Consider the following 22755-nt stretch of genomic DNA (forward strand, 5'->3'; position numbering starts at 1 on the left):
ATGGCAGATGCAGCAGAAAAACTCTCGCCCACCGAGGCGATGATTGCCGGGTTGGAAATGCCCGGTGCAGGTTGGTCCAAAACGGCCCGCGAAGAGGCTTTGGCACGGTTGCGGGCTATGGGTCTGCCGGAACGACGCGATGAATATTGGAAGTTTACCCGCCCGGACACGCTGATCCAGCCAAGCCCACTTCCCGCCGCGGTCCTTAGCAATGACGAAGCGCCGTTGTTCGACGACATGGACCGCCTCAAGGTGGTGTTTGTAGACGGCGTTTTTGATGCGGATGCCTCGGATGATCTGAGCCTTGAAGGGATCACGATCGAGCGGCTGGCGACAGCCACAAGCGATCTGCATTGGGCGCGTGATCTTTATGGCGCACTTGAGTTGAACGGCCAAGATCCGGTGGAACGCCCCTTGGCCAGCCTCAACACCGCTTTTGCCACAGACGGTGTTTTGATCCATGTGACCGGCAAGCCATCCAAGCCAGTCAGCCTGATTTACCGCCATGTATCAGAGACTTCTGATGCGATCCTGCACCATTGCATCAAGCTTGATGCCGGGGCGGAGCTTACAGTTCTGGAAAACGGACCGGCCGCTGCGCGGTTCAACAAGGTCATGGAAGTCGATGTGGCGGATGGCGCCAAGTTCCATCATGTGCGCGCGCAGGGGCGCGATCATGAACGCCGCGCTGCCACCCATATCTTTGCCCGACTTGGGGCGGAATCCCTGTTCAAATCCTTTACGCTGACCGTCAATGGCGTGTTGACCCGCAATGATTGCGTGATCGAATTGACCGGTGACGATGCCAGCGCCCATGTGGCGGGCGCCTGTGTTGGCGATGGGGAATTCCATCACGATGACACGGTGTTCATCACCCATGATGCGGTGAATTGCGAAAGCCGCCAGGTGTTCAAGAAAGTGCTGCGCAACGGGGCAACCGGCGTGTTTCAGGGCAAGATTTTGGTCAAGAAAGATGCCCAGAAAACAGACGGTTATCAAATCAGCCAATCCCTGCTGCTGGACGAAGACAGCCAGTTCCTCGCAAAGCCGGAGCTTGAGATCTATGCCGATGATGTGGCCTGTTCACATGGCTCCACCTCCGGTGCGATTGATGAGGACGCTCTGTTCTACCTGCGGGCCCGTGGGATCTCCCATGCCGAGGCCACCGATTTGCTGACGCTGGCATTCCTGGCCGAAGCGGTTGAAGAAATCGAGCAAGAAGAGCTGCGCGAAGAATTGATTGGGCGTTTGTCGTCCTGGTTGCAACGCCGCAGCGCCTGATGTCGGCAACCCGCGATATCGTGGCCACCTACCGGGGGCCGGGGCAGGTTGTGCGCCGGCTGACCGGGCAGGGGCCGCGCGAGGACCGTGCGCTGATCTACCTGATGCTGGGATGTCTGATGGTGTTTGTCGCCCAGACCCCGCGCCTGGCGCGGGAGGCCCATGAGACAGGTGCTGATCTTGGCATGTCAATGGGCGGCACCTTAATGGCGTGGCTCTTTATCGCGCCTCTGCTGCTGTATCTGATTGCCTCGCTCAGCCATTTGGTGGCGCGGGCGTTTGGCGCATCGCTGAGCGGGTTCGGGGCGCGGGTCGCACTTTTCTGGGCGCTGCTTGCGGCCTCTCCCATCCTGCTGCTGTGGGGGCTGACTGCCGGATTTGTCGGCCCCGGCATTGAAATGACCTCTGTGGGCGTGATCTGGGTTGCGGTGTTCTTGTGGTTCTGGCTGGGCGGATTGCGCGGCGCGGCCAAAGGTGCGCCATGACACCCGATGTTCTGATCCCTCTGGCCCGGACCACCCTGCGCGAGCCACGGCGTGCCGCTGAAACAATCCTGAGCTGGCAGCTTAGCCGCGAAACCCTTTGGACCGCGATGGCGCTTGTCGCCGCGCTCTATACCTTTGTTCTGTCACTGCTCATTGCACTGACGCCAAACGCCATGAGCCTGCCCGGCTATGCAAATTCGCCCCTGGCGTTGTTTGTTCTGGTGGCGGGGATCATGGTTGTCTATGTCCACGCCGCCTATTGGACTGGCCTCGCAACCGGGGGAAGCGGCACGCTCGACGGGCTTTTGGCCGTTATGGTTTGGCTTCAGGTGATGCGGGCCGTGGCGGAGCTGGGCCTGATCGTGCTCTCCTTTGTGATGCCCGCGATGGCCACACTGGCCTCCATAGTGCTGACCGGGTGGAGCCTTTGGGTCATGCTGCATTTTTTGGTCGCCGCCCTGCATCTGCCCTCGATGGGCAAGGCGTTTCTTGTTTTGATCCTGTCCGGTATCGGGCTGGTTGTGGGTCTTGGGATCCTTCTTGCATTGATCGGGCTGACCGCCCAAGGAGTTTTGAACTGATGTATGATGTTGCGCAGATCCGCCGCGATTTTCCGATTCTGTCGCGGGAGGTCAACGGCAAGCCCTTGGTTTACCTCGACAATGGCGCTTCGGCCCAGAAACCACAGGTGGTGATCGACGCCATCACGCAGGCCTATTCGATGGAATATGCCAATGTGCATCGCGGTCTGCATTTTCTGTCCAATCTGGCGACCGACAAATATGAGGCGGTGCGCGGCACCATTGCAAAATTCCTCAACGCCAAGACGGAAAACGAGATCGTGCTGAACTCCGGCACCACCGAGGGGATCAATACGGTTGCCTATGGCTGGGCCATGCCGCGCATGAAAGCCGGTGACGAGATCGTGCTGAGTGTCATGGAACACCATGCCAATATCGTGCCTTGGCATTTCCTGCGCGAACGGCAAGGCGTGGTCCTCAAATGGGTCGACACCGACAGCACCGGCGCGCTTGATCCGCAGGCGGTGATTGATGCCATCGGCCCCAAGACCAAGCTGGTTGCAATCACCCAATTGTCCAATGTCCTGGGCACCAAGGTCGATGTCAAAGCGATCACCGAGGCGGCCCATGCCAAGGGTGTCGCGGTTCTGGTGGATGGATCGCAAGGCGCAGTGCATATGCCTGTGGATGTGCAGGACATCGGCTGCGATTTCTATGCGATCACCGGTCACAAGCTTTATGGCCCGTCCGGCTCGGGCGCGATTTACATCAAATCCGAACGCATGGCCGAGATGCGCCCGTTTATTGGCGGCGGCGACATGATCAAGGAGGTGCACAAGGACAGTGTCACCTACAACGACCCCCCAATGATGTTTGAAGCCGGCACACCGGGCATTGTCCAGACCATCGGCTTTGGCGCGGCACTGGATTATATGATGCAGATCGGCATGGATCGTATCGCCGCGCATGAAGACGCCCTGCGCGATTATGCTGTCTCGCGGCTGGGCGGGCTGAACTGGCTGCAGGTGCAGGGCACCACGGCGGACAAAGGCGCGATCTTCAGCTTCACGCTGGACGGCGCGGCGCATGCCCATGACATCTCAACCATTCTCGACAAAAAGGGCGTGGCGGTGCGGGCAGGCCACCATTGCGCCGGTCCGTTGATGGAACATCTGGGGGTCACCGCCACCTGCCGCGCGTCCTTTGGTATGTACAACACCACCGGTGAAGTGGACGCATTGGTGGACGCGCTCGAACTTGCGCATGATCTCTTTGCCTAAGGTTTGATTTTCGATTGCAGGGGCGGGGCAGGCTGGCTATACCGCCCCTTGCGGGACCATTAGCTCAGCTGGATAGAGCGCTGCCCTCCGAAGGCAGAGGCCAGAGGTTCGAATCCTCTATGGTCCGCCAATACTCTTTTTCTGACGGTCATCTCAGTTACCTACTTCCGTTTTTGAAGACTTGGCCACACGGTTTTACGTGGTCAGCTCTTGTTTCGATCCCAAAAGCATCGTGCGAAGGTCTGCGTCGCGGACTTAGCTGCCTTTAAAGTGCCATCGCGGCCGAACCGAGGGGTGGAAGCAAAGCGCCCGCCCCGTAGGGGCGGTTCGGGCGCTGCCAAATCGGAGATTTGGCAATTTGCTCGCTTTCTTGAAGGGCACCCAAGGGCTCATTGTCGACATCTGACTGTTTCAGTCAGCATCACCGACTGCTAGGATGGGGCACGACACAAAGGAGCGATGACCTTGATGCTTTATGTGCCAATCTTGATCGCGATGGTCGCGGGCTTCTTGCTTGCGCAGATGATTGACAGACCTACGTCAAACGGCCAAAATCATGCTGTTCCATACATTGAGGAGTTCGATAAGTTCGTGATCGCTGTCGCGCGAAACGAACCCTACATCGCTTGCATTGAATTTGGTGAGAGTCCGCTGTTTGGTTTAGGCCTCAAAGGTAACGAGATGGCTCTGTCACTTGAATATGATGGTGGTGGCAAAGATAAGACGATCTTTCTTTTGGAGAGCATGCGGACAAGAAATGGCGTTTCTACTGTTAAGGTTGCCTTGGACGGGAAAGATATTTGCGAAACCCGAGAAGCAGGCGAGACATTCTTGGTGACAACAGGTTCACCAGATTCTGACCACTACAATTCCCTGATTGTTCAAGAGGGCTTCTAGTTTGTGATGCCAAGTGAGGCGCATTCTTGCGTTTAAAAATTGCGCAAAACAGTTTCGAATATGGTCACGACGCGGCCGCATGAACCGCATTTCCTTTCGAAGCGGGTCGCGTTTTCAAAAACTCGCTGTGAGCCATTGAAAAACATAACGAGCATTATTTGAAATCTTTCACTCTAAGTCATTGAAAGAAGGGGAACTCCGGGACCTCTATGGTCCGCCATTTTTCCGCCCCTGTATTTGTTACACGTAGCAGAAACCTCTCCCGCTGAGGATTGCGCACTCTGAGGCGACCCCAATAGTCCAGCCTAGCCCCAATTTGGATCCACCGCTTTTGGCTGGCCACTTGCCGCCTCGATCACTGCACCTGCCGCCAGCAGTATATCCTCGCGGTAACGCGGGCCGACCAGTTGGACACCATTGGGCCGCCCTGCGGTTTCCCCCATCACCACGGCGAGGGACGGCACGCCTATCGCCGGCACTGCCCTTTGGGTGAGCTGCGCCTCATAAAGGGCGGCAAAGCCTTCGGGAGATTGCACATCCTGTTGCTGATCAAAGGGCAGGGTGCCGGACACCGGACAGATCAAAACCGGGTAATCTTGCAAGAACATGTCCCATTCCCGCATCAGGCTTACGCGGGTTTGCAGGGCGCTCATCAGTTCCTCTTGGCCCACATCCCCTGCATCATTCGACATCTGCTCAAACACGAACTGCGCCTCAACGTCGCCTTCCTTTTCGATCATTGCGGTTGCGGCCAGTTGCGTGTCGGCCATCCACAGGCAGGCGTTTGTTTCTGCGGCACGGCGCATGGGCGGGCCGCGGACCTCATCCACCGTCCAACCTGCGTCTTTGAGCTGATCGGCGGCCAGTCTCAGTGCCGCTTTGACCTCATCATCAACGGGCATGCCGTCCGGCGCGATGACGAGGGCGGCACGTTTTGGAAACTCACCACCTGTCAAAGGTGCCGCGACATGCCACGGATCGCGCAGATCGGGGGCTGACATGGCCATCAAGGACAGCTCGATATCCGCAATACTGCGGGCAATAGGTCCGGACACCGCCATCAATTGCGCACCGATCAAACGATCGGGGGCCGATGCATTATAGGCCGGAACCCGGCCCAGGGTGGGCCGCAGCCCCTGCAATCCGCAGGCATAGGCCGGATAGCGGATGGAGCCGGCAATATCCGTGCCATGTCCGATCGCGCCAATGCCCGCCGCAACCGCCGCTGCCGCACCGCCGGAAGACCCGCCGGGGGTAACGGCCTTGTTGCGGGGATTCAACGTCAGCCCATGCAGATTGTTCTTGGTGAACCAGCGCATTGAAAAGGCGGGTGTGTTGGTGCGTCCGATGATGACCGCGCCGGCCTTGCGCATGTTGGACACCACCGGGCTGTCGGCCTCGGCGATCAGGTTTTCCTGCAACTGGAGGCCGTTTGTCGTGGCATGCCCGGCCTGATCGACATTGACCTTGATGGTGACAGGCACGCCGCACAGCGGGCCGGGATCAACGCCGCGCGCGATGGCCTGATCAACCTTTTGTGCCGCGCTCAATGCCTCGTCGGGGAACTGCTGCACCACGGCGTTGATCTTGGGGTTCACCTCCGCCATGCGGTCCAGATGCGCTTGCGTCACTTCGGTGGCCGAAATGTCCTTGTTGCGGACCGCAGTGGCCGTCTGGGCGGCGGTCCATTGCCAAACCTGGGTCATGTCAGCTCTCCTTTTGTCCGCAAAACCGGATCTACGCCGACCAGTTGGCGCGGCGTTTCAAGGGCAGTTTAGGCTGTTGCAGGATGCTGGCAACCAAGATGCGGTCAAAGCGGCGGGGCAGCGTCCCGGCTTGGATTGTTGGCCTGCGGTTTATTGACCTTAACTTGAGTGAAAAGGGCGTTGTTTTTGGGCTTCACAATAACAATTGACTGATCTCAGGTGCAGGCGTAATGACTCATCTGCGCCTTGATCATGACCCGGATTCGGCATGGGGCAAGGCGGTGCGTGTCGCTTTGGGGAGTGATGCAATGAAGTTTTCTAAACTGTTGTTTCCGCTTGTATTTTGCATGTTCTCTGCCGGTCCGGCAGCGGCAGATTGGCCTGTGGGCTTGTGGCAATCACCGCCTGACACATCCGGTCTTGTCGTGCATGTGCGCACCAAGCCTTGCGGCCGGTCGATCTGTGGCCAGATTGAGCGGACAAAAGACAGGTTCGGCTATGACACACCGTCCAGTTTTGTCGGCCGCCGGATGCTGCTGGATATGCAGATCCAGCCAGATGGCAGCTATCAAGGCAAGATATGGGAGCCGCAAGGCAACCGCGTCCTGGCCTCGCGAATGCAGGTGAGCGGAAACATTATGCGGTTCCAGAACTGCGACAGCGGAACCTGTGTGAACGTCGACTGGACCCGCCTGCGTTGATTTACGCAAAAGGTGTTGAAACGAAAAAACAGCCGCGCAGGACAATAACAATGTGAGGTGCAAAAGTTGTTTGCGCTCTAACAAATGCTGGTTGCGCTAACCTGTTGGGCGCAGCAGGGCAAAAATATCCTCAAAAATAGCTTTTCCTAGATCAATGTTACCGCTAGCCTCCTAAGCTTGGGAGGATATTACATGAAATTAATGAACACTCTTTTGTCTGGTGCGGCTTTTTCGCTGACTTTGGCCATCGCCGGACCCGCCGCCGCTGAGGATTGCCCGCGCGGTGATCTGGACAAGCGATTTTGCGATGTGAACGGGGATCTGATTGCGGACACGCCCACAGATCCGGCCGATCAGGTCGATCCCGATACACTGATCTTTGCCTATACACCTGTCGAAGATCCCGCCGTCTATAAAGAGGCATGGTCTGATTTCCTGACCCATCTGGAGAAAGAGACCGGCAAGTCTGTGGTCTTCTTTCCCGTTCAGAACAACGCCGCCCAGATTGAGGCGATGCGGTCGGGACGTTTGCACATTGCGGGCTTCAACACCGGGTCCAACCCTTTGGCTGTGAACTGCGCCGGGTTTAACCCCTTTACCATTATGGCGTCCAAAGACGGCAATTTCGGCTACGAGATGGAGATCATCACGTACCCCGGTTCCGGCATCGAAAAGGTTGAGGACATCAAAGGCAAACAATTGGCCTTTACCTCGCCCACGTCAAACTCAGGCTTCAAAGCGCCAAGCGCGATTTTGAAAGGCGACTTTGACATGCTGCCAGAGCGGGACTTTGAACCGGTCTATTCGGGCAAGCATGACAATTCGATCCTGGGTGTGGCCAACAAAGACTACATGGCGGCCTCTATCGCCAATTCGGTCAAGGCGCGGATGCTGAGCCGGGACGTGATCACCGAAGATCAAGTCAAGGTGATCTACAAATCGCAAACCTTCCCCACCACCGGTTTTGGCACGGCACACAACCTCACGCCCGAGCTGAAGGACAAGATCCGCAACGCGTTCTTTAACTTTGAGTGGGAAGGCACATCGCTGCAGGCGGAGTTTGAGAAATCAAACGAGGGCCAATTCCTTGAGATGACCTATCAGGAATTCTGGGAAGTGATCCGCAAGATCGACGCGGCAAATGGCGTCAGCTACGCTTGCGAATAATCCTTGATTGGGCGGGCCAATGTGCCCGCCCTTTCCAACAAAAATGTGCTTGGGGTAGGGGGGGCTTTCATGCTGCGGCTTGAGAAGCTTGTGAAGACGTATAAGACCGGGGATCAGGCGCTGAAGGCGGTTGATCTGGAGATACCGGAAGGGCAGGTGTTGGCGCTTATCGGCCCATCGGGGGCGGGCAAGTCCACATTGATCCGGTGCATAAACCGATTGGTCGAACCGACCTCGGGCAATGTCTATTTGGGTGATGTTGAATTGACCGGCCTGTCCTCGGGGATGCTGCGCAAGGAACGCCGGCGCATGGGCATGATCTTTCAGGAATACGCCTTGGTGGAACGGCTTTCTGTGATGGAAAATGTACTGTCCGGGCGTTTGGGGTATGTCGGATTTTGGCGCAGCTTCCTGCGCCGGTTCCCGCAAACGGATGTCGACGAAGCGTTTCGCCTGCTGGACCGTGTCGGCCTTGCTCATATGGCGGACAAACGCGCGGATGAATTGTCTGGCGGGCAACGGCAACGGGTCGGCATTTGCCGCGCCTTGATCCAAAACCCCGCGCTTCTGCTGGTCGATGAACCGACCGCATCACTTGATCCCAAAACCTCCCGCCAGATCATGCGCCTGATTTGTGAGCTGTGCAAAGAACGCGGGCTGGCTGCGATCATCAACATCCATGATGTCGCCTTGGCCCAGAGGTTTGTTCAACGGGTGATTGGCCTGCGCTTTGGCGAGATGGTCTATGACGGGCCGCCCGATGGGCTGACGCCGGACAAACTGACCGAGATTTACGGCGAAGAAGACTGGGAAGCGACCATTGAGGCCGTCGATGAGGACGAGCTTGAGACCGAAGGTGCGGTGTTATGAGCGATACAGCCTTTGACGTCGCGGGCCGCATTGGCAAGCCGTGGAAAAAACCGCCCTTCATTCAGCGGCCCTGGCTGCGATGGACATTGCTGCTGGCCGCGCTCGCCTATTTGATCGCCGCATATATGACCATCGAAGTAAATTGGACGCGAGTCTATGAGGGGCTAGAACGGGGTAAAAAGTTCGTTCTTGCCTTTGCCAACCCCGACTTCACCACCCGGTCCTCTGACATCTACGAAGGCATGAAGGAAAGCATCATAATGACCGTCGCCGCCTCTGTGGTGGGGATCGCAATCTCGATCCCGATTGCCTTGGGTGCCGCCCGCAATGTTGCCCCTTTGCCGGTCTATCTGATCTGCCGCGGCATCATTGCCATCAGCCGCGCCTTGCAAGAGATCATCGTCGCCATCCTGCTGGTCGCGATCTTTGGCTTTGGGCCGCTTGCAGGTTTTCTCACGCTCAGCTTTGCCACCATCGGTTTTTTGTCCAAACTGCTGGCCGAAGACATCGAAAGCATGGACAAGGTGCAAGCCGAAGCGATCAAGGCCTCGGGCGCACGCTGGACGCAATGGATCAATTACGGCGTGCAACCGCAAGTCATGCCACGGCTTATCGGTCTTTCCATGTACCGTCTCGACATCAACTTTCGGGAAAGTGCGATCCTCGGACTTGTCGGTGCAGGCGGCATTGGCGCGACGTTGAATACCGCGTTTGACCGCTATGAATACGACACAGCGGCGGCGATCCTGCTGATTATCATCGTGATCGTCATGGGGCTGGAATACCTCTCCGGCGTGATCAGGGCACGGGTGCAATAATGCCGGTACAAGACCTCAAAGGCCAAAAGATCTGGCAACGCCGGACGGGCCGGGAAAGCCTGTTTCACTGGATGCTCTGGCTGATCGGGATCGCCGTCTTTGCCTATTGCTGGCAACAGATTTCCAAATCAACAACCTGGTTCTTTGTCTGGGATGCGCCGCGCATCGCCAATGACATCTGGACCCGCGCCACCCCGCCGAAATGGGACTATATTGCGCAATTGGGCAAGCCGATCTGGGACACCATCAACATTGCCACATTGGGCACCCTGTTTGCATTGATCCTTGCGGTGCCAGTCGCGTTTTTGGCGGCGCGCAACACAACCCCGTCACGCTTTGCCGTGCGGCCCATTGCCTTGTTGATCATCGTGTCCACCCGGTCGATCAACTCACTGATCTGGGCGCTGCTTTTGATCGCGATCATTGGGCCGGGGGTCTTTGCGGGCGTCATCGCCATCGCAATCCGGTCCATCGGATTTTGTGCCAAGCTTCTCTACGAAGCCATTGAAGAGATTGACGAAACCCAGGTCGAGGCCATCACCGCCACCGGCGCTTCGCGTTGGCAGGTGATGGCCTATGGCATTGTGCCGCAGATCCTGCCGGCCTTTGCCGGGATCGCGGTGTTCCGCTGGGACATCAACATCCGCGAAAGCACGGTTCTGGGCCTGGTCGGCGCAGGCGGCATTGGTTTGCAACTGTCCTCCTCGCTCAATGTGCTGGCATGGCCCCAGGTGTCGCTGATCCTGCTGGTGATCCTGGCGGCGGTTGTGATCTCTGAATGGGTGTCGGCCAAGGTGCGCGGCGCGATCATCTAGGGAGCCCAAGCCTTGAACATGAACGAAGCATTTGCGGCGTACGAAAACGTGCGCCACCGCTTGCCCGCAGTGACCCGTGGTGGCGCCTGTCAAAGAATGGCGCATCTCGAAGCGATTGCCGACCAGATTGATGTTTTCCTTCTGGATGCGTTCGGGGTGTTGAACATCGGCGAGACCGCAATCGAGGGCGTGCCCGCGCGCGTGGCAAGACTTCAAAAGGCAGGCAAACGGGTGATCGTTGTCTCCAATGCGGCAGGCTACCCCCATGCGGATCTGATGGCGAAATACGCCCGCCTTGGCTATGATTTTGCGCCCGAAGACGTGATCACCAGCCGCAAGACCATCCTGCATGGCCTGCGCTCAGAACCTGCGCGGCGCTGGGGCTTGATGGCGAACAAGGCGCTTGGACGGGCGGATCTGGACGGGCTTGATGTCACCTATCTAATGGATGATCCGCAGCCCTACGACCGCGCTGAGGCCTTTTTGCTGCTTGGCAGCGCGATCTGGACCGCGGCGCGGCAAGACCTGTTGATCAGCTCTTTGCGGGCCAATCCAAGGCCCGTTTACGTGGGCAACCCCGACATCGTCGCGCCGCGTGAGACCGGCTTTTCCACAGAACCGGGGCACTTTGCCCATGATCTCGCAGACGCAACCGGCATCGCGCCGCAGTTCTTTGGCAAGCCGTTCGGCAATATCTTTGACATGGCGTTTGACCTGCTTGGCGGGATTGATCCGAACCGCACTGTGATGGTCGGCGATAGCCTGCACACAGATATTCTGGGCGGGCAGGCGGCAGGGATCAAAACCGCTTTGATATCGGGCTATGGTTTTTTTGGTGGCCATGATGTGGATGGGCCAATTGCGACCTCGGGCATTCAGCCGGATTTCATTCTGGACCGCCCCTGAACCCGCCGCAGTCATACTGCGCGGCGAATCTACGAAGGTCATCGGAAAAATAGTGGCGGAGAGACAGGGATTCGAACCCTGGGTAGGCTTGCACCCACAACGGTTTTCGAGACCGCCCCGTTCGACCACTCCGGCACCTCTCCGCGGGGGTCTGGTGCGCCCATTTAGTCGGCTTGGGGCGCAGTGACAAGGGGCGATAGGCGCCTTTTGGCGGCACACGGGAAATTTCATTGCCCCGCGCCGATGATTGCCTAAGTTATAAGAAGACCCAGCAAAGGATGCCTTATGACTGCCGCGCTTCGCTTTCCGATATTCGCCGTGATGATGGGGTTGACGCTTTTGCTGTCGCACCGGCCCGCTGAGGCGGCGGATCAACAAAAGCTTGATGCTTTTCTGGAAGTCACCGGATTTGACGTCGCGCTGGAGAGCATCCGGCTGTCAGCAGATTCCGCGCCGCAAATGTTGGGCATTGAGGCGGATGCCTTTGGCTCTGAATGGTCGCGGCTGGTCAGCGAGGTTTTTGACACCGAGCTGATGCATGGCATGGCTCTTGAGATCCTTGGCACCACGCTCAGCGATGATTTGCTGGTTCATGCCGCGGATTTCTACGCCAGCGATCTGGGCAAACGCTTGGTTCAGGCGGAGAACATCTCTCATATGATCGACGAGGACGGCCTGAAATCAGAGGCGGGCGGCGCAATTCTGGCCGGATTGGAACAAATCGGATCGCCGCGAGTGGATATCCTGCGTGATCTCAACGATGCCACCGATGTGGCGGGCAGCTCCATCCGGGCCATTCAGGAGGTGCAGATCCGGTTTCTGCTGGCCGCTGCCGGGGCAGGGGTGATTGAGCTGCGCATGGATGAGCCGGACCTGCGCGAGGCGATGCGCAGCCAGGAAGACGATCTGCGGGCCTCCGTCAAACAAAGTGCGCTGGCCAGTTCCGCCTATACTTATCAGGCGTTTTCGGATGAGGAGGTCAGCATCTATGCCGAGGCCCTTGCCCATCCCAAGATGCAGGAGGTCTATGCCCTGATGAACGCCGTGCAATACGAGATTATGGCAAACCGGTTTGAGGCAGTCGCGGCGCGCCTGTCGGGCATGCAGCCCAGTCAGGATTTGTAAATGATACGTGCCGTTCTGATCGCGCCGCTGCTGTTCATGCTGGCCTTGGCACCCGCTTGGGCCGACGCACGGCTGACCGTGCTGGTCGATGTTCTGAAACTGCGCGAGGCCGCATTGATCCTGCGCGAAGAGGGGATCAGCTACGCCGAGGATCTCAACAATGATATGCTTGCCGGCGAAGGCGGGGCAGGCTGGCAGCAACAGGTCGCCGCGATCTATGACCCGGAGCGGATGGTGGAAATGGTTCGCCGCGATCTGAAAATCGGGGTTTTTGGCGCAGATCGGGGCGAGGTTATTGCGTTTTTCAGCACCGATCTGGGCATCCAGATTGTCGATCTGGAAAATTCCGCCCGTGCCGCCATTCAAGACCCTGACATCGAAGCAGCGGCAAGGGACCGTTATGCCGCGCTGGCGGGCAGCGATGACCCAAGGCTCGCCCTGATCCGCGAGATGGTAGAGGGCGGCGACATGATCAACCGTAACGTCACCAGCGCCATGAACGCCAACTACCAGTTTATGCGCGGGCTGGTCACGGGCGGGGCACTTGAGATGTCTGATGAGGATATTCTACGCGATGTCGCCAGCGAGATCGACGAGATTACCGAAGACACAACCGCATGGCTCTATGGGTATATGCTGCTGGCCTATTCGCCGCTCAGCGATGCGGAACTGGCCGCTTATGTCGCCTTTGCACAGACGCGGGCCGGGCAATCCCTGAACGCCGCGCTGTTTGACGGGTTTGGCAAAGCCTATGAGGATATTTCCTATGCTTTGGGCCGCGCTGTGGCCTTGAATATGACGGCACAGGAGCTTTAATCGCTGGGGCAGCTTGGTCGCTGGTTGATAAATGCAGATTTGCCCGGAAAGCTGCTTGACTTAAACAGGTATTCCCCCGATAAGCCCGCATCCCGGCGGGTTTCCCGCTTTCGGGTTTTTTATCAATGACGCCCGAATGGGCGCGCTGTTCGAGGTGGATCAGGCCAGCAGGCCCATCCGGAAACACCCGCAAGGGGACCATAGAACGCGGCAACGACGTAAAGGAAGACGCAATGTTTGCGGTCATCAAGACTGGCGGTAAGCAATACAAGGTACAATCCGGCGACATGCTCCGGGTTGAACGTATTGCGGCAAGTGCCGGCGAAAAAGTTCAATTCAACGACGTTCTGATGCTGGGTGGTGATAACCCCCAGGTTGGTGCGCCGGTGATCGAAGATGCAGGCGTTCAAGCCGAAGTTGTCGATCAAATCAAAGGCGACAAGGTGATCAACTTTGTCAAACGCCGTCGTAAGCACTCGTCCAAGCGGACCAAGGGCCACCGTCAGAAGCTGACACTGGTCAAGATCACCGAGATCATGGCGTCCGGCGCTGGTAAGTCTGGCGTTGCGGCGGCTGTTGGTACAGGCTCCGTGAGCGCCGCTGCTGTTGCTGCTATCACTGGCGCATCCGCCGATGCCGCCCCTGCCAAGCCAGCCAAGGCCAAAAAGGCCGCGGCACCAAAGGCTGAAAAAGCTGCTGCCCCCAAGGCAGAAAAGAAAGCTGCACCAAAAGCCAAAGCGGCTGCTGGCGCGGATGATCTGAAAGAACTGTCCGGCGTTGGCCCGGCTCTGGAAAAGAAACTGCATGACGCGGGTGTCACAACCTTCGCACAGATCGCAGCCTGGACCGAAGCGGACGTTGCCGAGATGGACGAGAAACTGTCTTTCAAAGGCCGGATCGAGCGTGAAGGCTGGATCGCACAGGCTCAAGAAAAGACTAAAGGCTAAGGAGAGACCAAATGGCACATAAAAAAGCAGGCGGCTCATCCCGTAACGGACGCGACTCAGCTGGTCGTCGTCTTGGCGTGAAAAAATATGGCGGCGAAGCTGTCATCCCCGGCAACATCATCGTGCGTCAGCGCGGCACCAAGTTTTGGCCCGCCGAAGGCGTTGGCATGGGCAAAGATCACACGATCTTCGCAACTGTCGACGGCGCGGTTCAGTTCCACAAGGGACTGAAAAACCGCACGTTCATTTCTGTCCTGCCGGTGGCGGAGGCCGCAGAATAAGCCGTACCCAAAAGGTTTGAGAAAATTTAGGGATCGGCGGAAACGCCGGTCCCTTTTCTTTTTTGCTCAAGACCCTCCTGACAACACCAGCCAGAAAGGAATGGTGCCATGATCACAGCAAACCTGCCCATTCTGACGGATGCTGATCCGCGTCTGGCGCGATTGGATGTTGTGGACGGATGCCGGACCTTTGGCAATGGGCATGGGGCGTCGGCATGAGCATCGCCGTTCTGCCCCTCGCGGTCTTTGCCGCAAGTCAGGTTGGCACGCCTGGCCCCGCCAATATGGCGCTGATGGCCACGGGTGCCCGCTTTGGTTTTCGCGCTGCACTGCTTTTTGTGGTGGGTGTGGCCCTCGGCAAACAATTGATCATCTGGCCCATCGGCTTTGGCTTGATGGAGCTGGCGGGCCGTGCGCCATGGGTTCTTGAAACGCTCAAATACCTCAGCGCCGCCTATATCTTTTGGCTGGCCTGGAAGGTTGCCAATCTGCGCCTTGGTCAGGGCAAAGACACCGGCACCGCGCCGGGCTTTGCCGCAGGCTTGATCGTTCATCCGCTCAACCCTAAGGCTTGGGCGATGATTGTTGGCAGTTTTACCGCCTTTGTGACCCCCGGCACGCCCAGCCTTATCGCAACTGCAACAATTGCTGCGGTATTGCTGTCCTGCCAGATCATTCTGCATCCGCTCTGGACACTTGCAGGTGATCGCATTGCAAAAACCGTGGCAGGGACACGGGGCGAACCTTATTTGATGTGGATATTGGCGGCGCTCACCGTTGCCTCTGTTCTTTTCATGCTGTTCGGAGGAGGGACATGACGATGGAAATGCAAAAAATAGTGAACCAACAGGTGATTGCGACCGACCGCTTTGATCTGCGCCCATTGCGGCGCTCTGATCAAGGCTTGATCGAAATGTACGCCAGCGATCCGCGCGTGGCCAAGAACACCTCGTCCATTCCGCATCCATTGCCCCCCGGCACCATTGAGGCCTTTATCACCCGCGCTATGGCAGAGCCACGCGAAGAGGACGTTTGGGTCATGGACGGGCTGAAATCAGGCGGCGACGAAGTGATGGGGCTGATTTCGCTGACCCGTCTGGATCGCAACCAATCCGAGGTCGGCTATTGGGTTGCGCCCGCGTTCTGGAACACCCATTTGGCATCTGATGCCGTGCAAGCCTTGGTGAACGCCAATCCGCTGCAAAATGATGCGATGTTTGCGGCCGTCTATCATGACAATCCTGCCTCGGCAAAAGTGCTGACCAATGCGGGCTTTATCTATCTGGGCGACGCGGAAACCTATTGTGTGGCGCGTGACGCTGCCGTACCCACATGGACCTATAGCCGCAAGCTTTAAGCCCTTTCGAAAGGCCACCCGATGAAGTTTCTCGACCTGTGCAAAGTCTACATTCGTTCCGGCGGGGGCGGAGGCGGCTGCGTGTCGTTCCGGCGTGAAAAATACATCGAATACGGCGGCCCGGATGGCGGTGACGGCGGCACGGGCGGTTCGGTCTGGGCCGAGGCTGTGGATGGGTTGAACACGCTGATTGATTTTCGCTATCAACAGCATTTCTTTGCCAAGAACGGTCAGCCCGGCATGGGCAAACAGCGCACTGGCAAGGATGGCGATGACATCGTGCTGCGCGTCCCCGTCGGCACCGAGATTTTGGACGAAGATCAGGAAACAGTGATCGCGGATCTGACCGAAGTGGGGCAGCGCGTGCAATTGGCACGGGGCGGCAATGGCGGTTTTGGCAACCTGCATTTCAAATCCGCCACCAATCAGGCACCACGACGCTCCAACCCTGGTCAAGAGGGCGTCGAACGCACACTTTGGCTGCGCCTGAAACTGATCGCCGATGTTGGGTTGCTGGGCCTGCCCAATGCGGGCAAATCCACGTTTCTGGCGGCGACCTCGAACGCGCGCCCCAAGATCGCGGACTATCCGTTTACCACTCTGCATCCGAACTTGGGTGTTGTCGGTGTGGACAACACTGAATTTGTGGTGGCCGACATTCCCGGCCTGATCGAAGGTGCCTCCGAAGGGCGCGGGTTGGGTGATCTGTTTCTGGGCCATGTGGAACGCTGCGCGGTGCTGTTGCATCTGGTGGATGGCACCTCCGCAACCGTGGCAGAGGATTACCATACCATCATCAATGAATTGGAAGCCTACGGCGGCGATCTTGCTGCCAAGCCGCGTGTGACCGTGCTCAACAAGATTGATGCTCTGGATGAGGAAGAACGCGCAAGTGCCTCTGCTGAATTGGAAAAAGCGTCCGGCGGCCCTGTGATGCTTATGTCAGGTGTGGCCCGTGAGGGTGTGACCGAAGTCTTGCGCACATTGCGCGGCGAGATTGACGAGGACCGGTTGCGCCACCGCCCCCAGGAAGATGTAGCGCCGTGGCAGCCCTGAAAGACGCCAAACGTATCGTGATCAAGATCGGGTCCGCCTTGCTGGTGGATCGGGTGTCAGGCGCGTTGCGGTCGGACTGGTTGCTGGGGCTGGCGCAGGATGTGAACTGGCTCAAGAGCCTTGGCTGTGATGTTGTACTGGTTTCCTCCGGCTCCATCGCTTTGGGCCGGGGGGTGCTGGGCCTGCCGCGCACAACGCTGGCGCTGGAACAGTCCCAAGCGGCAGCTGCGGTCGGCCAGATCCGGCTGGCCCGCGCATACGAAGAGGCGCTTGCCCCCCATGGCATCACCACAGCGCAGGTGCTTGTCACCCTTGAGGACAGCGCGGACCGCCGCCGCTACCTCAACAGCCGCGCCACGATGGAACAGCTGCTGAGCCTGGGCGTGGTGCCAATTGTGAATGAAAATGACACCGTCGCGACGGATGAGATTCGCTTTGGCGACAATGATCGCCTTGCCGCGCAGATTGCGGTCACCGTGGGCGCGGATCAGTTGATCCTGCTGTCTGACGTGGATGGTTTCTATAGTGGCAATCCCAGCGATGATCCCACTGCGATCCGTTATGACGTCATTGACGCCATCACGCCCGAGATTGAGGCGATGGCAGGAGATGCCGGATCGGGCCTCAGCAAGGGCGGCATGAAAACCAAGGTGATGGCGGCCCGCACCGCAACGGCGGCAGGTTGCGCCATGGCGATCACCGAAGGGTCGGTTCTTCGCCCGCTCACCGCATTGGAAGAGGGCGCGAATGCCACATGGTTCACCGCGCAGGTTGATCCGCAGGCTGCACGCAAACGCTGGATCGCGGCGATGAAACCGCAGGGCAGTGTCACGCTCGACGCGGGCGCGGTCGCAGCATTGTCGCGAGGCAAATCCCTACTGCCCGCCGGGGTTTCCGCCGTGGCTGGTGACTTTGGCCGAGGTGACACCGTGGCGCTGCTCAGCCCCGAGGGGCATGTGATCGGCACCGGTTTGACCCGCTACGCCTCGCAGGAAGCGGCCCAAATCGCCGGACACCGCAGCGACGAGATCGAGGCGATCCTTGGCTATCCGGGACGGGCCGCTTTGATTCATCGCGATGATATGGCACTTTGAACCACGGCAATGCCACACACAGCCTTAATGCAACAGATCAGATATCAGGCCTAAGACCATGAAAGACATTGATAACATCCCCGCTTTGATGGCCGATATCGGCGCCCGCGCCAAGGCTGCTTCAGCCGTTCTTGCCAACGCCAATGCCGAGCGCAAGCATGCCGCATTGATCGGCGCCGCTGAAACCGTTTGGCAACGCCGTGCCGAGATCATCGCCGCAAACGCCAAGGACCTCGACTATGGTCGCGACAAGGGGCTGTCCGATGCGATGATGGACCGCCTGATGCTCAACGAAGAGCGCATTCAAGGCATGGTCGACGGGCTGCGCAGTGTGGCCGAACAGCCAGACCCCATTGGAGAGATCCTTGCCGAATGGGACCAGCCCACGGGCCTCAACATCAAGCGAGTGCGCACACCTTTGGGTGTGATTGGTGTGATCTACGAAAGCCGCCCAAATGTGACCGCTGACGCAGGGGCGCTTTGCCTCAAGGCCGGGAATGCGGTGATCCTGCGTGGCGGGTCAGAGAGCTTTCATTCCTCGCAAGCCATTCACGCCTGTTTGCAGCAGGGTCTGCGCGATGCGAATTTACCGGAGGACGCTGTGCAACTGGTGCCCACCCGCGACCGGGCCGCGGTGGGCGAGATGCTTACCATGACGGACACCATCGATGTGATCGTGCCGCGCGGCGGTAAGGGGCTTGTCGGGCTGGTGCAACGTGATGCGCGGGTGCCGGTTTTTGCCCACCTCGAAGGCATCGTGCATATCTACATCGACAAGGACGCCGATCCTGAGAAAGCGCTGAAAGTTGTGCTGAACGCCAAGACCCGGCGCACCGGCATTTGCGGCGCGGCGGAATGCCTGCTGATTCATCAGGATGTGGCCAACACCATCGGGCAAGGCGTTGTGCGCGCCTTGATCGACGCGGGCGTGGAGCTGCGCGTGGATGAGGCGTTGTCGGGTATAGAGGGCACCATTGCGGCCACGGCTGATGATTGGGGACACGAATACCTCGATATGATCATTGCGGCCAAGGTTGTGCCCGATCTGGAAGCCGCGATTGATCACATCCGGCGCTATGGCTCGAACCACACCGATTGTATCCTGACCGAAGACGCGCAGGCGGCGCAGACCTTTATGAACCGGCTGGATTCCGCCATCCTTATGCACAATGCCTCGACCCAGTTTGCCGATGGCGGTGAATTTGGCATGGGTGCAGAGATCGGGATCGCAACCGGCAAGATGCATGCCCGTGGCCCGGTGGGCGCGGCGCAGCTGACAAGCTTCAAATATCTGGTGACGGGTGACGGAACAGTCCGCGCCTAAGGGCAGGGCGACGCGATCAAAAGGTCAGCGTCAGGCGGGTCTCGTCTGCCTGAACGGTGATTTTGCGCCCTTCGTCCAATGCGATTTGCGGCATCAGGCCGAATTGAACATGGGCGGGCAGAAGATCCTCCGCAAGGGCCGCGTCGGTCAACATGGCCCAAAGCCCGCCTTCGACACTCAGCCGGTCCGCCTGCGCCTTGAGGGACCAATCGCCCTGATGCTGCGTGACGTCAAGCGTACCGCCGTAGGGCATTGCGGTCTCGCAACACAGAAGCCCCAGAAATGCCAGGCGCACAGCGGCCCTGGGTTGCGGCGTGGTGGGCCGCCAATGCACCGTCAAACGCCCGCCCTCATAGAGATCGCGCAGGATCGCACATACCTCTGTCTGGCCAATCATCTGATCCCCCGCAGCCCCAAAAGCGATGCGGAAAAACCGGATGCGGGCACTGGCATTGCCAACACTTTCCCCGATCAACGACATTTCCGGCCCCGCACCGGCGCCAGACAGCGACATCAGTTCAAGCCCATTGTTGATCGCGCCGATGGGGGATATCAGATCATGGCAGATCCGGCTGCCCACCAATGCGACAAGATTAGGTGCGGGGGTCATGGGCGATACCACTGTCTTTGAAAGGCGAGCTGATGGAAGATTTGAATGCGATTTTCACGCCCGGCATGTTGGCCCGCCATCCCGATCGCCCGGAATGGGGCATCGGACAGGTCCAAAGCAACATCGGCGGCAAGTTGACCGTGAACTTCAGGGACGAAGGTAAAATTGTCATAGACAGTTTCCGAATTGCATTGATGCCGGTCTTTGATGGCACATCTTGATTGAAAAAGAGTTAATTTACGAAAGATTTAGTTAATGGCGGCCCGCGCGCGTGCCATTTTCAGGCGTCCCTTCGCGATATTGCGCATCGGGGGGGAATTGCCTATCAGACCTCGAACGCATCAAAGGGGTATCACATGCCGATGACCCAACAGGCGACCGGCGGGTTTCATGTCAGACTGGCACAAACCGACGCGGATCTGGAAGCAGCACAGCGCCTGCGCTATGATGTCTTTGTCTCGGAACTGGGCGGCGGCGGTGCAATGGTGGACCACGATGCCGGCCTCGAACGGGACCGGTTTGATCCCTTTCTCGACCATCTTTTGTTGCTTGATGATACCACCGGCGCGGTGGTCGGTGTCTACCGTTTGATGCAACAGGATATGGCGCGGCGGGCAGGGGGCTTTTATTCTTCCGGCGAATACGACCTGACCCTGTTAGAAACCTGCGGGCGGCGCATTCTTGAACTGGGGCGGTCCTGTCTGCATCCTGACTATCGCGGCGGCATGGCTATGCATCACCTGTGGTCAGGGCTTGCCGATTACATCACGCAGCATGAGATCGAAGTGCTCTTTGGTGTGGCGAGCTTTCACGGCACGGATGTGTCGGCGTTGAAGCAACCCCTGTCCTTTTTGCACCATCGCCATCTCGCGCCGCCAGATCTGCGGGTGAAAGCACGGGACACATCGTTTCAAAACATGAACTTGCTAGGCGAAGCTGAACTGGATCGCAAAGCCGCGATGTTGCAAATGCCCAGTCTGATCAAGGCCTATCTGCGCCTTGGCGGCATGGTGGGTGAAGGCGCCTATATCGATCATGCCTTTAACACGGTTGATGTCTGCCTGATCATGGACACCAATCAGATGAATGCCCGCCAATCGAAAATCTATCGCGGAGAACGTCGATGAGCATCGCATGGGACAGCGGCGTGCCACCCGCCTTTCCGCCGATCCGGTTCTGGGGCTGGGTGCGCGTTGTCCTGCGGGTGGTCGCCCTTGGCATTTTGGTGTTTGGCGGGCTTTTGATCCTTCTGATTGTGCGCCTGATCGAACAGCCGCTCTATGGGCTCCACCGCCCGGTCACTCCCCATATCACCCAATTTGTCTGCCGGAACGCGCTGCGCATTCTGGGGATCGGCTACAGCAACACCGGCGCACCGATGAAGGGGCGCGGGGCGGTTGTGGCCAACCATTCCTCGTGGCTCGATATCTTCGTGTTGAACGCGGCAAAGCGGATTTACTTCGTGTCAAAGTCCGAAGTGGCCAGTTGGCCGGGCATTGGCTGGCTGGCGCGGGCCACTGGCACCGTGTTCATCGAGCGCAACCCCGCAAAGGCCAAAGAGCAAACCCAAGTGTTCGAAGCGCGTCTGCTGGCCGGGCACAAACTGCTGTTCTTTCCCGAGGGGACCAGCACGGATGGAATGCAGGTTATTCCTTTTAAAACAACGCTCTTCCAGGCTTTCTTTGCAGAGAACCTTAAGGACGAGATCGCGGTTCAACCCGTGACAATCACCTATTTCGCGCCAGATGGCACCGACCCGCGGTTCTATGGCTGGTGGGGGGATATGTCCTTTGGATCGCATCTCTTGGCGACATTGGCGCCCGCACGACAAGGGCGTGTACATGTGGCCTATCACGCACCAATGCCTGTGCGCGATTACCCAAATCGCAAGGCATTGGCACAGGCCAGCGAAACGGTCGTGCGGTCAGGGCACCAACTGTCCAGCCCCGACCGATCAGTTAACGATCACTTGGAATAGGCAAAGGCGCTGTCCGGGACAGGGCCGAGGGATCCGTCTGCATTCCAGTCCATCATCAGGCAGGCGGTGCCTTTGCGCTGAAAATAGGTGGCCTTGATGGCATACCAACCGGCCACGGGCACTTCGACTTCTTGCAAGCCCGCGGATTCGCAAGCGTGGACCTCATCATAAAGCGCGACCTGCTGTCCGCCCAGCTCCACCCGGATGCCGTCATTGCTGAAAAAATCGATCTCAAACGTGCCAGCCGCGTCAAAACGCAGATAGCCGGTGATCTCTGCCGCAACCTTTTTGTGCGAGGTCGAGGTCAGCGTCAGATCCCCATCATCACCGTCCAGATAAGACAGCCCGACCAGCGCAGGGCCAGGTTTGGCACTTTGCAGGGCGGCGTCTGCCTGTTCCAGCGTGCGCACCTCTTTGGGATAGGCATAGGACACCGCCAACCCTGGCGACAGATCATCCGCATTCGGTTGCGGATCGGCTGGCGTGAGGGTCAGCGGCGCGGCAAGGACCGGCATTGCAAGGCATGCGGCAAAGGCCGCAGAGGTCAGTTTGATCATGTGGTGTTCCCCTGATGGTGTTTTTATGATCATACCCTGAGCAACTCCGCGCCGTTTGTCCATATTTTCGGGGGCAGGGCGGCCAGATCACTATTGCACCCATGGCCCCTTGCGCTTGACCCAATGCTGATCTATACGCGCGGCACTTGAACCCGCAGTCGGG

At 58.4% G+C, this 22755-nt stretch carries 26 protein-coding genes and 2 tRNA genes; 24 read left to right on the forward strand and 4 right to left on the reverse strand.

Annotated elements, in window-relative coordinates:
• From sufD to JNX03_RS04490, 6 genes are all read left to right on the forward strand, one after another.
• Positions 1 to 1281 (forward strand): Fe-S cluster assembly protein SufD, encoded by a 1281-nt coding sequence (gene sufD / locus JNX03_RS04465; RefSeq protein ID WP_203211230.1) that lies wholly within the window; start codon positions 1 to 3, stop codon positions 1279 to 1281.
• A complete protein-coding gene (locus tag JNX03_RS04470; protein WP_203211231.1) occupies positions 1281 to 1766 on the forward strand; it encodes a YIP1 family protein in 486 nt (161 codons plus the stop codon). Before sufD ends, JNX03_RS04470 begins: the two co-directional genes overlap by 1 nt.
• Positions 1763 to 2347, forward strand: coding sequence for a Yip1 family protein (locus JNX03_RS04475; RefSeq protein ID WP_203211232.1), 585 nt, complete (start codon positions 1763 to 1765; stop codon positions 2345 to 2347). Before JNX03_RS04470 ends, JNX03_RS04475 begins: the two co-directional genes overlap by 4 nt.
• The gene (locus JNX03_RS04480) at positions 2347 to 3567 is read left to right on the forward strand and encodes a cysteine desulfurase (RefSeq protein WP_203211233.1); all 1221 of its coding nucleotides are present in this window, start codon (positions 2347 to 2349) and stop codon (positions 3565 to 3567) included. Before JNX03_RS04475 ends, JNX03_RS04480 begins: the two co-directional genes overlap by 1 nt.
• 53 nt (positions 3568 to 3620) lie before the next feature.
• Positions 3621 to 3697 (forward strand) — tRNA-Arg (locus JNX03_RS04485).
• Positions 3698 to 4026: 329 nt separating this feature from the next.
• On the forward strand, positions 4027 to 4464 hold the full coding sequence (locus JNX03_RS04490; RefSeq protein ID WP_203211234.1) for a hypothetical protein: 438 nt from the start codon (positions 4027 to 4029) through the stop codon (positions 4462 to 4464).
• A 305-nt stretch (positions 4465 to 4769) separates the two neighbouring features.
• Here JNX03_RS04490 and JNX03_RS04495 read toward each other — a convergent pair whose 3' ends face one another.
• Positions 4770 to 6170 carry an amidase family protein gene (locus JNX03_RS04495; RefSeq protein WP_203211235.1) on the reverse strand — a complete coding sequence of 467 codons (1401 nt, stop codon included), beginning with the start codon at positions 6168 to 6170 and terminating at the stop codon, positions 4770 to 4772.
• A 308-nt stretch (positions 6171 to 6478) separates the two neighbouring features.
• Between JNX03_RS04495 and JNX03_RS04500 the strand changes: the two genes are divergently transcribed.
• The 6 genes from JNX03_RS04500 to JNX03_RS04525 all read left to right on the forward strand — a co-directional run bounded on the left by JNX03_RS04500 (position 6479) and on the right by JNX03_RS04525 (position 11447).
• Positions 6479 to 6871 carry a DUF2147 domain-containing protein gene (locus JNX03_RS04500; RefSeq protein ID WP_203211236.1) on the forward strand — a complete coding sequence of 131 codons (393 nt, stop codon included), beginning with the start codon at positions 6479 to 6481 and terminating at the stop codon, positions 6869 to 6871.
• A gap of 192 nt (positions 6872 to 7063) precedes the next feature.
• The gene (gene phnD / locus JNX03_RS04505; protein WP_037911724.1) at positions 7064 to 8038 is read left to right on the forward strand and encodes a phosphate/phosphite/phosphonate ABC transporter substrate-binding protein; all 975 of its coding nucleotides are present in this window, start codon (positions 7064 to 7066) and stop codon (positions 8036 to 8038) included.
• A gap of 69 nt (positions 8039 to 8107) precedes the next feature.
• Entirely contained in the window at positions 8108 to 8908 is an 801-nt protein-coding gene (gene phnC, locus JNX03_RS04510; RefSeq protein WP_203211237.1) for a phosphonate ABC transporter ATP-binding protein, read from the forward strand.
• Positions 8905 to 9726, forward strand: coding sequence for a phosphonate ABC transporter, permease protein PhnE (phnE, locus tag JNX03_RS04515; RefSeq protein ID WP_203211238.1), 822 nt, complete (start codon positions 8905 to 8907; stop codon positions 9724 to 9726). Before phnC ends, phnE (JNX03_RS04515) begins: the two co-directional genes overlap by 4 nt.
• Complete coding sequence (gene phnE, locus JNX03_RS04520; RefSeq protein WP_203211239.1) at positions 9726 to 10541, forward strand: phosphonate ABC transporter, permease protein PhnE; 816 nt, start codon at positions 9726 to 9728, stop codon at positions 10539 to 10541. Before phnE (JNX03_RS04515) ends, phnE (JNX03_RS04520) begins: the two co-directional genes overlap by 1 nt.
• A gap of 18 nt (positions 10542 to 10559) precedes the next feature.
• Positions 10560 to 11447 (forward strand): HAD-IIA family hydrolase, encoded by an 888-nt coding sequence (locus tag JNX03_RS04525; protein WP_203211240.1) that lies wholly within the window; start codon positions 10560 to 10562, stop codon positions 11445 to 11447.
• Between the two features lie 53 nt (positions 11448 to 11500).
• Here the strand turns inward: JNX03_RS04525 and JNX03_RS04530 are convergent.
• Positions 11501 to 11590 (reverse strand) — tRNA-Ser (locus JNX03_RS04530).
• 142 nt (positions 11591 to 11732) lie between these two features.
• Here JNX03_RS04530 and JNX03_RS04535 point away from each other — a divergent pair.
• From JNX03_RS04535 to JNX03_RS04575, 9 genes are all read left to right on the forward strand, one after another.
• Positions 11733 to 12572: a DUF2059 domain-containing protein gene (locus JNX03_RS04535; protein ID WP_203211241.1), complete on the forward strand. Its 840-nt coding sequence runs from the start codon at positions 11733 to 11735 to the stop codon at positions 12570 to 12572.
• On the forward strand, positions 12573 to 13388 hold the full coding sequence (locus tag JNX03_RS04540; RefSeq protein WP_231024141.1) for a hypothetical protein: 816 nt from the start codon (positions 12573 to 12575) through the stop codon (positions 13386 to 13388). It abuts the gene before it with no gap.
• Between the two features lie 233 nt (positions 13389 to 13621).
• Entirely contained in the window at positions 13622 to 14335 is a 714-nt protein-coding gene (locus tag JNX03_RS04545) for a 50S ribosomal protein L21 (protein ID WP_037911495.1), read from the forward strand.
• Positions 14336 to 14346: 11 nt separating this feature from the next.
• Positions 14347 to 14616, forward strand: coding sequence for a 50S ribosomal protein L27 (gene rpmA / locus JNX03_RS04550; protein WP_164354390.1), 270 nt, complete (start codon positions 14347 to 14349; stop codon positions 14614 to 14616).
• A gap of 215 nt (positions 14617 to 14831) precedes the next feature.
• Positions 14832 to 15434, forward strand: coding sequence for a LysE family translocator (locus JNX03_RS04555; protein ID WP_203211242.1), 603 nt, complete (start codon positions 14832 to 14834; stop codon positions 15432 to 15434).
• 2 nt (positions 15435 to 15436) lie between these two features.
• A complete protein-coding gene (locus tag JNX03_RS04560) occupies positions 15437 to 15973 on the forward strand; it encodes a GNAT family N-acetyltransferase (RefSeq protein WP_203211243.1) in 537 nt (178 codons plus the stop codon).
• A 21-nt stretch (positions 15974 to 15994) separates the two neighbouring features.
• A complete protein-coding gene (gene obgE / locus JNX03_RS04565; RefSeq protein ID WP_203211244.1) occupies positions 15995 to 17029 on the forward strand; it encodes a GTPase ObgE in 1035 nt (344 codons plus the stop codon).
• Positions 17017 to 18123: a glutamate 5-kinase gene (proB, locus tag JNX03_RS04570; RefSeq protein ID WP_203211245.1), complete on the forward strand. Its 1107-nt coding sequence runs from the start codon at positions 17017 to 17019 to the stop codon at positions 18121 to 18123. The genes obgE and proB overlap by 13 nt, the downstream gene beginning before the upstream one ends.
• Positions 18124 to 18181: 58 nt before the next feature.
• Complete coding sequence (locus JNX03_RS04575; protein ID WP_203211246.1) at positions 18182 to 19447, forward strand: glutamate-5-semialdehyde dehydrogenase; 1266 nt, start codon at positions 18182 to 18184, stop codon at positions 19445 to 19447.
• A 16-nt stretch (positions 19448 to 19463) separates the two neighbouring features.
• Here JNX03_RS04575 and JNX03_RS04580 read toward each other — a convergent pair whose 3' ends face one another.
• Positions 19464 to 20057, reverse strand: a complete 594-nt coding sequence (locus JNX03_RS04580) for a histidine phosphotransferase family protein (protein ID WP_203211247.1) — start codon at positions 20055 to 20057, stop codon at positions 19464 to 19466.
• 32 nt (positions 20058 to 20089) lie between these two features.
• Here JNX03_RS04580 and JNX03_RS04585 point away from each other — a divergent pair, with 32 nt between their 5' ends.
• The 3 genes from JNX03_RS04585 to JNX03_RS04595 all read left to right on the forward strand — a co-directional run bounded on the left by JNX03_RS04585 (position 20090) and on the right by JNX03_RS04595 (position 22035).
• Complete coding sequence (locus JNX03_RS04585) at positions 20090 to 20278, forward strand: DUF3553 domain-containing protein (protein WP_203211248.1); 189 nt, start codon at positions 20090 to 20092, stop codon at positions 20276 to 20278.
• Positions 20279 to 20419: 141 nt separating this feature from the next.
• Positions 20420 to 21184, forward strand: a complete 765-nt coding sequence (locus JNX03_RS04590; RefSeq protein WP_203212135.1) for a GNAT family N-acetyltransferase — start codon at positions 20420 to 20422, stop codon at positions 21182 to 21184.
• Positions 21181 to 22035, forward strand: coding sequence for a lysophospholipid acyltransferase family protein (locus JNX03_RS04595; RefSeq protein WP_203211249.1), 855 nt, complete (start codon positions 21181 to 21183; stop codon positions 22033 to 22035). Before JNX03_RS04590 ends, JNX03_RS04595 begins: the two co-directional genes overlap by 4 nt.
• Here the strand turns inward: JNX03_RS04595 and JNX03_RS04600 are convergent.
• Positions 22023 to 22592 (reverse strand): PA14 domain-containing protein, encoded by a 570-nt coding sequence (locus tag JNX03_RS04600; protein WP_203211250.1) that lies wholly within the window; start codon positions 22590 to 22592, stop codon positions 22023 to 22025. The two genes, JNX03_RS04595 and JNX03_RS04600, sit on opposite strands and share 13 nt — an antisense overlap.
• Positions 22593 to 22755: the final 163 nt, after the last annotated feature.

Origin of the sequence: Sulfitobacter mediterraneus, assembly GCF_016801775.1 — a bacterium.
GTDB classification, from domain to species: domain Bacteria; phylum Pseudomonadota; class Alphaproteobacteria; order Rhodobacterales; family Rhodobacteraceae; genus Sulfitobacter; species Sulfitobacter mediterraneus_A.

Excerpts from the sequence above, each read along its gene's own strand:
- sufD (WP_203211230.1), top strand. The coding sequence starts at position 1 with ATGGCAGATGCAGCAGAAAAACTCTCGCCCACCGAGGCGATGATTGCC.
- JNX03_RS04470 (WP_203211231.1), top strand. The coding sequence starts at position 1,281 with ATGTCGGCAACCCGCGATATCGTGGCCACCTACCGGGGGCCGGGGCAG.
- JNX03_RS04475 (WP_203211232.1), top strand. The coding sequence starts at position 1,763 with ATGACACCCGATGTTCTGATCCCTCTGGCCCGGACCACCCTGCGCGAG.
- JNX03_RS04480 (WP_203211233.1), top strand. The coding sequence starts at position 2,347 with ATGTATGATGTTGCGCAGATCCGCCGCGATTTTCCGATTCTGTCGCGG.
- JNX03_RS04490 (WP_203211234.1), top strand. The coding sequence starts at position 4,027 with ATGACCTTGATGCTTTATGTGCCAATCTTGATCGCGATGGTCGCGGGC.
- JNX03_RS04495 (WP_203211235.1), bottom strand. The coding sequence starts at position 6,170 with ATGACCCAGGTTTGGCAATGGACCGCCGCCCAGACGGCCACTGCGGTC.
- JNX03_RS04500 (WP_203211236.1), top strand. The coding sequence starts at position 6,479 with ATGAAGTTTTCTAAACTGTTGTTTCCGCTTGTATTTTGCATGTTCTCT.
- phnD (WP_037911724.1), top strand. The coding sequence starts at position 7,064 with ATGAAATTAATGAACACTCTTTTGTCTGGTGCGGCTTTTTCGCTGACT.
- phnC (WP_203211237.1), top strand. The coding sequence starts at position 8,108 with ATGCTGCGGCTTGAGAAGCTTGTGAAGACGTATAAGACCGGGGATCAG.
- phnE (WP_203211238.1), top strand. The coding sequence starts at position 8,905 with ATGAGCGATACAGCCTTTGACGTCGCGGGCCGCATTGGCAAGCCGTGG.
- phnE (WP_203211239.1), top strand. The coding sequence starts at position 9,726 with ATGCCGGTACAAGACCTCAAAGGCCAAAAGATCTGGCAACGCCGGACG.
- JNX03_RS04525 (WP_203211240.1), top strand. The coding sequence starts at position 10,560 with ATGAACGAAGCATTTGCGGCGTACGAAAACGTGCGCCACCGCTTGCCC.
- JNX03_RS04535 (WP_203211241.1), top strand. The coding sequence starts at position 11,733 with ATGACTGCCGCGCTTCGCTTTCCGATATTCGCCGTGATGATGGGGTTG.
- JNX03_RS04540 (WP_231024141.1), top strand. The coding sequence starts at position 12,573 with ATGATACGTGCCGTTCTGATCGCGCCGCTGCTGTTCATGCTGGCCTTG.
- JNX03_RS04545 (WP_037911495.1), top strand. The coding sequence starts at position 13,622 with ATGTTTGCGGTCATCAAGACTGGCGGTAAGCAATACAAGGTACAATCC.
- rpmA (WP_164354390.1), top strand. The coding sequence starts at position 14,347 with ATGGCACATAAAAAAGCAGGCGGCTCATCCCGTAACGGACGCGACTCA.
- JNX03_RS04555 (WP_203211242.1), top strand. The coding sequence starts at position 14,832 with ATGAGCATCGCCGTTCTGCCCCTCGCGGTCTTTGCCGCAAGTCAGGTT.
- JNX03_RS04560 (WP_203211243.1), top strand. The coding sequence starts at position 15,437 with ATGGAAATGCAAAAAATAGTGAACCAACAGGTGATTGCGACCGACCGC.
- obgE (WP_203211244.1), top strand. The coding sequence starts at position 15,995 with ATGAAGTTTCTCGACCTGTGCAAAGTCTACATTCGTTCCGGCGGGGGC.
- JNX03_RS04575 (WP_203211246.1), top strand. The coding sequence starts at position 18,182 with ATGAAAGACATTGATAACATCCCCGCTTTGATGGCCGATATCGGCGCC.
- JNX03_RS04580 (WP_203211247.1), bottom strand. The coding sequence starts at position 20,057 with ATGACCCCCGCACCTAATCTTGTCGCATTGGTGGGCAGCCGGATCTGC.
- JNX03_RS04585 (WP_203211248.1), top strand. The coding sequence starts at position 20,090 with ATGGAAGATTTGAATGCGATTTTCACGCCCGGCATGTTGGCCCGCCAT.
- JNX03_RS04590 (WP_203212135.1), top strand. The coding sequence starts at position 20,420 with ATGACCCAACAGGCGACCGGCGGGTTTCATGTCAGACTGGCACAAACC.
- JNX03_RS04595 (WP_203211249.1), top strand. The coding sequence starts at position 21,181 with ATGAGCATCGCATGGGACAGCGGCGTGCCACCCGCCTTTCCGCCGATC.
- JNX03_RS04600 (WP_203211250.1), bottom strand. The coding sequence starts at position 22,592 with ATGATCAAACTGACCTCTGCGGCCTTTGCCGCATGCCTTGCAATGCCG.